The sequence below is a fragment of the Amycolatopsis sp. NPDC005003 genome (assembly GCF_053600695.1).
Window position 1 is genome coordinate 50,951 of record NZ_JBSGAI010000052.1, and the last position, 7,192, is coordinate 58,142.

The window sequence follows — 7,192 nt, forward strand, 5'->3', positions numbered from 1 at the left end:
CACGGCTACCCCGTGAGCAGCGTTCCATGCGCCGCGGGGACCGTCGCGGCGGCGAGCCACCGCACCGCGGCGGCCGGCTCGAGGTCGGCGACCGCGCGTTGCTGCGCCGCGCCGGTGCCCTCGGTCCGCACCGCGTCGAGGAGCTTCCGCACTTCGGCGAGGTCACCGCTGTCTTCCAGGGGCGCCCGGACGTGCGTCAGGAGCGCGTCGACCAGGGTCCACGCGGGTCGCGGCGCCTCCTCGGCCGTGTCCACCAGCTGCCCGGCCAGGCCGTGGCGCGCGGCGGCCCACACGGCCGCGGCGGCCACCTGGGGCGACAGCGGCGCGGCCTCCCGGCCGTCGGCGAGGTCGGCCAGGGCCCGCTGCACCAGCGCCCGGCTCAGCAGGGCCTGCAGCACGGCGTGGTCGACGGTCAGCGCGGTGTCGGCGACCCGGAACTCGACCGTGGGGAACCGGCCGGACGGGCGGGCCAGCCAGAACGTCTGGTCCGGGTCGACCAGCACGCCGCAGCCGACCAGCGTCTCGACGGCCCGGCGGTACTCGGCGTGCCCACGCAGGTGCGGCGCGACGCCGGAGCCGGGGAAGCGGGACTGCAGCACCATCCGCCAGCTGGCGTAACCGGTGTCCCGCCCGTGGTCGAACGGCGAGTTGGCGGACAGGGCGAGCAGCGTCGGCAGCCACCGGCCGAGGTGGTTCACGACGGCGACCGCGGTGTCGGGATCGGGCACCCCGACGTGGACGTGGCACCCGCAGGCCTCGTAGTCGGCGACGATTCCGCGATAGGCGGCGTCGATCTCGGCGTACCGGCCGGTGCTCGCGGGCGGCGGCGCGGCCGGCCCCGGCCCGACCGGCGTCCCGGTGGCCAGGAGCGCGCAGTCTTCGGCCGCCGCGGCCCCGGCCAGCACCCACCGCGCGGCGGTCAGCTGGTGCCGGAGTTCGTCCGCGCCGGCGCAGACGCCGGTGGCGGCTTCGAGCTGGGTGAGCCGCAGTTCCCGGTGCACGCGCACGCCGTCGGGCAGCGGACCGTGGTGGCGGTACCGGGCCAGCACCGGTTCGGCGCACGCCGAAACGTGCCCGGTGCGGGGGTTCACGAGGAGGAACTCCTCTTCGACACCCATCGTGGGCGGGCCGTCGGACATGGGGCGGGCTCCTTCCGCACGGACGTCCGCCGGGGTTACCCGTTCCGCCCGCGGAAATGCGCCTGGACCCGGGGCTTGTTTCGCCGCTCGCGCACGGCGGGTATCTCGGACCCATGACGACTCACGAGCGGTTGCGGGTGGTCGGCGCTTCGCCGACACACCGCCTGCCTTCACCCCGCGCCCCGTCCGACCACGACCCGGGGAGCCACCTCCGCTGGAAGACCCCCGACGCGGTCGTGGTGGAGGTCACCGGCGAAGTCGACCTGTGCACGGTGGCCCGCCTGGCGGCGCTGCTGGACGAGCACGTCCGCGCCCGCCCGGGAGTGCTGCGGGTCGACCTGGGACAGGTCCGCTTCCTCGGCGCGGCGGGCATCCGGGTGCTGCTGCGCGCCCACCGGCACGCCGAAGCCGTCGGTGTCCACCTGGTGATCGACCCGGGTGGGTCGCGGGCCGCCGTGCGGGCGCTGGAACTGCTGGACCGCCTTCAGGGCTAGGAAGGGCCCTTCCTGGCCGGGCCGGCCGCCAGTCGCTCGGCAGTCCGCGGCTCCGGGGTGCGCCGGCCCTAGTCACCCGTGAGCAGGTCCACGACGTCCTCGGCCCGCTCCCGCTCCGCGAACCGCCGCCGCTGACGGTCGGCGCCGCCGCCTTCGGCGGCCAGCCGGGCCGTTCCCTCCCGGGCGAACTCGAGGTCGCCGGCCGCCTCCAATGCCGGTGCCGTCAGGGAAATCAGGTCGTCGAGCACCGCCTTCGCCGGCTCCGGATCACCGCTCTTGGGGTGCGGGCAGGATCCGGTGACACCCTCCCGCGACGCCCGCCACAGCTGCGCGCGCAACACCTCGTTCGACAGGTGCGGCGCGGGTGAGCCGTCGGCCAGTGCGGTGGCCACCAAGCCCCGGGCCAGTACCCCCAGCAGCACCGCGTCCTCCGGGGTGGCCGCGACGTCGGCGATGCGGAACTCCAGCGTCGGCTGCTTGTCCGACAGCCGGACGTCCCAGTAGATCATTCCGCGGTCGAGGATCGAGCCCGCGCGCAGCCAGCCGTCGACGATGCTCTCGTACTCGTCCAGCGACGCGAACTCCGGCGGCGGCCCGGCCGACGGCCAGCGGCTCCACTGCTGGTAGCGCCAGCTGCAGTAACCCGTGTCGTAGCCGTCGGAGATCGCCGAGTTCGCCGTCACCGTGAGCAGGGCCGGGAGCCACGGGCGGATGCGGTTCAGTACCTGGACGCCGGTTTCCTTGTCGGGGATCGCGACGTGCACGTGGCACCCGCAGGTGAGCGACGTCCGCGCGGTCGCGCCGAAGTGCTCCGCCATCCGCTCGTAGCGCGGGTTCGGCGTGATCACCGGCGGGTTCGCCTCGAACAGCAGCGGGGACGCGGCGGGCAGCACGCGGTACCCGCGCCGCCGGGCGGCGCCGGAGAGGTCGGCACGCAGCCCGCGCAGCTGGCGCAGGGCCTCGGCGTGGGTCCGGCAGACGTCGGTGGCGGCTTCGGCCTGGGACCGGGTCAGCTCGTGCTGCAGCTCGCCTTGGTCATCGCCGGCCGCTTCGGCCGCGTCGACGACGTCGTCGCCGGCGTGGGACAGGTGGCCACGGCGGTCGACGACGAAGAACTCCTCTTCGATGCCGAACGTCAGCACATCGCCCGTCGGTTGGTTCACCGGTGTTCTCCTGGAGGTCGGGGGGACCGCATGAATACCCGTCCGGCGGTTCGGGCAAACCGCGTTTTCCCGGGCGCCGAACGGGTATTCGCCCGGTCATGTCGACCGACGCGATCGTGCTGCTCAAGAACGACCACAAGACCGTGGAGAAGCTCTTCAAGCAATTCGAGAAGGCGGGGGAGGACGCGTACGACGAGAAACGCCGGATCGCGGACTCGATCATCGAAGAGCTGACCGTCCACGCCTACATCGAGGAGGAGATCTTCTACCCCGCGGCGCGGGAAGCCGTGCCGGAGACCAAGGACCACGTGCTGGAAAGCGTGGAGGAGCACCACGTCGTGGTGTGGATGCTGTCGGAGCTGCTCGGGATGGACCCGAAGGAGGAGACCTTCGACGCCAAGGTCACCGTGCTCACCGAGAACGTCCGCCACCACGTCGAGGAAGAAGAGGACGAGTGGTTCCCCGAGGTCCGCTCGGCGATGGGCCGCAAGCAGCTGCAGGAGCTGGGACAGCGGATGATCGATGCCCGCTCCGGCGCCCCCAAGAACCCCTTGGACCTCAAGAGCGCCAAGGCCTGACCACCCGGACGAGGGCGGCACTTTCGCGGGAAAGTGCCGCCCTCGCCGGTCGTCACCGCTTCGCGACGACCCGGATCGACTTCAGGTCCGGGTCGGCCGGGTCGGGCAGCTGCATGCCCGCGCCGAGCCCGCTGCGCAGGTAGTCGAGCATGGGCCGGGTGATCACCTCGCCGGGCAGCACGCCGGGTGCCCCGGGCGGGTACGGCGTGATCATCTCGGCCGCGATCCGGCCCGCCGCCTCCGCCACGGGCACCTGCTCGGTCTCGCCGAAGAACGCGTCCCGCGGCAGCATCGCCGTCTCCAGTTCCATCTCCCGCGGCGACGGCAGGTCCACCTTCGGCGGCTTCCCGAACGACGGCGCCGCCTTCAGCAACGCATCGAGGGCATCGATCAGCGTGCCGGCGGTCCCGTCGTCGTCGGAGTGGTTGAACTGGGCCACGATCCGGCGGTGGTCGGACAGGCCGACGGTGACGCGCTGGTGGGCGCGCAGCCAGTCGGCCGCCTGGTAGCCGCTGATGCCCAGTGGGTCGAGGTCGAGCACGACCTTGAGCGGGTCGACCGAGTCGGCCAGGTCCGGGCCGAGGAATTCGTCGTGCAGCACGGTGAAGCCCAGCTCGCCCAGCCGGCCGCGGACCGACTTCACCAGCGTCAGGGCGCCGTCCAGCAGTTCCTTGCCGTGTTCGGCCATCTGCCGCCGCCAGCCGTCGAGGGCGGCGTACACCAGCGAACTCGGGCTGGTGGTGCCGAGCAGGTCCTCCCGCGCCTTCAGCACCTTCGGGTCCACGCGGTCGCCCTGGAGGTGGAAGACCGAGCTCTGCTCGACCGCGGCACCCATCTTGTGCACGCTCGTGACGCACACGTCGGCGCCCGCGTCCATGCCCCAGGGCGGCAGGCCGTCGTGGAACGGCAGGTGCGCGCCCCACGCCTCGTCGACGATCAGCGGCAGGCCGTGGTCGTGGCACCACTCGGCGATCGCGCGGAGGTCGCCGCACGTGCCGTAGTCGGTCGGGGTCACCACGAGGGCGCCCTTGACCTCGGGATCGCGCTCGTGGGCTTCGGCGAACTCCCGCACGCCCGGCGGGTGGCTCAGGTGCCGCCCGGCGTCCCAGTGCGGGTGGACCCACACCGGCCGGACGCCGCTCACGATCAGGCCCGAAATCACCGACTTGTGGACGTGCCGCGGCACCAGCAGCTTCTCGTGCGGGCCGGCGACGGCGAGCATCGCGCTCTTCACGGACAGCGAGCTGCCGCACGTCGAAAAGAACGTGTGCTCGGCGCCGACCGCGTCGGCCATCAGCTGCTGCGCCTCTTCGAGCACGCCGTGGCGCATCAGCCGGTCGTCCAGGCCGTTCAGCGCGATGACGTCGGACTTGAACACGTCGGCACCGACGACCTCGAGCACCCGGGGGTCGATGCCGCGGCCCTGCTTGTGGCCGGGCGCGTTGAACGGAACGTAACCGGCGCTGTGGTAGTCGCGCAGCGCCTCGAGCACCGGTGCCTTGCCGTGGTCCATTCCGCCGGAGTAACCGGACGCGCTTCGCGCGAAACACCCGGTGGCGTGGCCGTGCGTGATTGGGGTATTCCGGAGGGCATGGAGTGGCACGAAGAGCTGCACGAGCGGGCCGACGAGCGGATCGAGCACCTGGACGAGCGGCTGTGGGCCGTCGCCACCGCGCTGCACGAACGGCCGGAACTGTCCTATGAGGAGCACGCCGCCGCCGAACGGCTCACCGGCGAACTGGCCGCGGACGGTTTCGAGGTGGAGACCGGCATCGCCGGGCTGCCCACGGCGTTCGTCGCGCGGGCCGGCGAAGGGCGGCCGTGCGTCGCGCTGCTGCTGGAGTACGACGCCCTGCCCGGCCTCGGGCACGCCTGCGGGCACAACCTGATCGCCGCGGCCGGCCTGGGGGCCGCGCTGGCCGCCAAGGACGTGCTGGGGGACACCCCGGGCTCGGTGCTCGCGGTGGGCACCCCGGCCGAGGAACGCGGCGGCGGCAAGGTCGCCATGGCCGAGGCGGGCGTGTTCGACGACGTCGACGCGGCCCTGATGGTGCACCCCGGCGTCCACTCCTGGGCGTGGGCGCCGCTGACCGCCCAGGTCGAGCTGAAGGTGACGTTCCAGGGCCGGGCCGCCCACCCGACCGGCGACCCGGAGCGCGGCATCGACGCCCTCGCCGCGCTGATCCAGGCGTTCGGCGCGATCTCGGCCCTGCGCCAGCGGCTGCCCGCCGGCTCGCACGTCCAGGGCATCATCACCCACGGCGGCGAGGCGACGAACATCGTTCCCGACCGGGCCGAAGGCCGGTTCGGCCTCCGCGCGCTGACCACGGACGCGCTGGACCGCCTGGTCGAGGACGTGACGACGGGCGCGGAAGGCGCGGCGCTGGCGACCGGGGCGAAGGTCGAGGTCGAACGCCTCGGGCGCGGGTACGCGCACTTCCGCGACAACCCGGTGCTGTCGGAGCGGTTCACCGAGCACCTGGCGGCGTGCGGGATCCACGCGACCCCGCCGACGCCGGGCGTCTTCCTCGGCTCGTCGGACATCGGCGACGTCAGCGTCCGCGTCCCGGCGATCCACCCGTTCGTGGCGATCACCGCGGAGGAGATGTCGGACCACACGCCGGAGTTCGCGGCGGCGGCGGCGAGCCCGCGGGGCCGGGCGGCCATGCTGGCCTCGGCGGCGGCCCTCGCCCGCACGGTGATCGACCTGCGCACGCACCCGGCGCTGGTCAGCCGGGTGTGGGACTGCTTCCGGGACCTGGCGCGGAACGGGCGGTGACCGGGCGCCGCCGCAGGAGCCGCTCCACGTGGTTCATCGCTTCGACGCCCTCGGGGATCGCCTGCATGAGCCAGTTGTGGAACATGCCGGGGTATTCGCGGTAGTCCAGCTCGACACCCGCCTCCTCGGCCCGCGCGGCGAAGCGGCGGGCGTCCGGGAGCAGGACGTCGCGGGTGCCGATGAACAGCGTGATCGGGGCGAGCCCGGTCGGGTCGGCGTGGATCGGGCTGACCAGCGGGTCGCGCGGGTCGGTGCCCTCGGCGTACATCCGGCCGGCCTCGCGCAGCCCGGCGATGCCGAGCATCGGGTCGGTCTCGTCGAGCAGTTCCGAGACCGGGTCTTCGAGCAGGACGTCCAGCCACGGCGAGTACAGGACGAGCCGTTCGGGTTGCGGCCGCCCGGCCGCGCGCAGGTTCTGCGCGATCGCCAGGGCCAGCGCGCCACCCGCGGAGTCGCCGGAGATCACGACCCGCTCGGCGTCGAGCTCGTCGTAGGCCGCTTGGACCATCGGGATGGTCGCGGTGTGGTCGTGGTGGGGGACCAGCGGGTACACCGGCAGGGTCACCGCGCAGCCGAGCCGCGCGACCAGGTCCGCGGCGTAGCGCCAGTGGTGTTTTTCGACTTGTTCGACGTACCCGCCGCCGTGCAGGTGGAGGACGTGCAGGTCGCCTGCCTGCTCCCCGCGCGGGCGGAACGTGTAGCAGGGAAAGCCGCGGACGTCGTGCTGTTCGACGTCGACCCGCCGCCGGACCTGGCGCGGCGGCCGGGCCATCGACGGCTTCTGGTGCCGCGGCAGCCGGTGGTGCAACGCCGAGGCGTTGTCGTAGAACCGTTTCTGGCCCGACGCCCGCAGCAACGCCATCCTGACCTTCGCCTGCACGCTGACCACAAGACACTCCTTCCCGTCCGCACCCGGTTACCCGGGCGCGGACGGGAGCTAACTAAGTGGTTGGTTTCGGAAGTTCTTCGTGGGTGGTCATGCTGCGTGTGGGAGTTCGGTGGTGATGTCCTGGTGTTCGTGGTCGCTGATCCTGGTCAG

At 72.9% G+C, this 7,192-nt stretch carries 7 protein-coding genes; 3 read left to right on the plus strand and 4 right to left on the minus strand.

From position 1 onward, the window contains the following. Positions 1-5 precede the first annotated feature (5 nt). On the minus strand, positions 6-1,139 hold the full coding sequence (locus ACWED2_RS40645; RefSeq protein ID WP_449695849.1) for a carboxylate-amine ligase: 1,134 nt from the start codon (positions 1,137-1,139) through the stop codon (positions 6-8). 113 nt (positions 1,140-1,252) lie between these two features. Between ACWED2_RS40645 and ACWED2_RS40650 the strand changes: the two genes are divergently transcribed. Next, positions 1,253-1,633 carry an STAS domain-containing protein gene (locus ACWED2_RS40650; protein WP_449695850.1) on the plus strand — a complete coding sequence of 127 codons (381 nt, stop codon included), beginning with the start codon at positions 1,253-1,255 and terminating at the stop codon, positions 1,631-1,633. A 68-nt stretch (positions 1,634-1,701) separates the two neighbouring features. On the opposite strand, the gene ACWED2_RS40655 is transcribed toward ACWED2_RS40650, so the two are convergent. Next, a complete protein-coding gene (locus tag ACWED2_RS40655; protein WP_449695851.1) occupies positions 1,702-2,796 on the minus strand; it encodes a carboxylate-amine ligase in 1,095 nt (364 codons plus the stop codon). A 98-nt stretch (positions 2,797-2,894) separates the two neighbouring features. On the opposite strand from ACWED2_RS40655, the gene ACWED2_RS40660 reads away from it, so the two are divergent. Further along, positions 2,895-3,374 (plus strand): hemerythrin domain-containing protein, encoded by a 480-nt coding sequence (locus ACWED2_RS40660; protein WP_449695852.1) that lies wholly within the window; start codon positions 2,895-2,897, stop codon positions 3,372-3,374. 52 nt (positions 3,375-3,426) lie between these two features. Here ACWED2_RS40660 and ACWED2_RS40665 read toward each other — a convergent pair whose 3' ends face one another. Then, positions 3,427-4,887, minus strand: coding sequence for an aminotransferase class I/II-fold pyridoxal phosphate-dependent enzyme (locus tag ACWED2_RS40665; RefSeq protein ID WP_449695853.1), 1,461 nt, complete (start codon positions 4,885-4,887; stop codon positions 3,427-3,429). Between the two features lie 78 nt (positions 4,888-4,965). On the opposite strand from ACWED2_RS40665, the gene ACWED2_RS40670 reads away from it, so the two are divergent. Further along, positions 4,966-6,153: an amidohydrolase gene (locus ACWED2_RS40670; protein WP_449695854.1), complete on the plus strand. Its 1,188-nt coding sequence runs from the start codon at positions 4,966-4,968 to the stop codon at positions 6,151-6,153. On the opposite strand, the gene ACWED2_RS40675 is transcribed toward ACWED2_RS40670, so the two are convergent. After that, positions 6,104-7,042 carry an alpha/beta hydrolase gene (locus ACWED2_RS40675; protein ID WP_449695855.1) on the minus strand — a complete coding sequence of 313 codons (939 nt, stop codon included), beginning with the start codon at positions 7,040-7,042 and terminating at the stop codon, positions 6,104-6,106. The two genes, ACWED2_RS40670 and ACWED2_RS40675, sit on opposite strands and share 50 nt — an antisense overlap. Positions 7,043-7,192 lie beyond the last annotated feature (150 nt).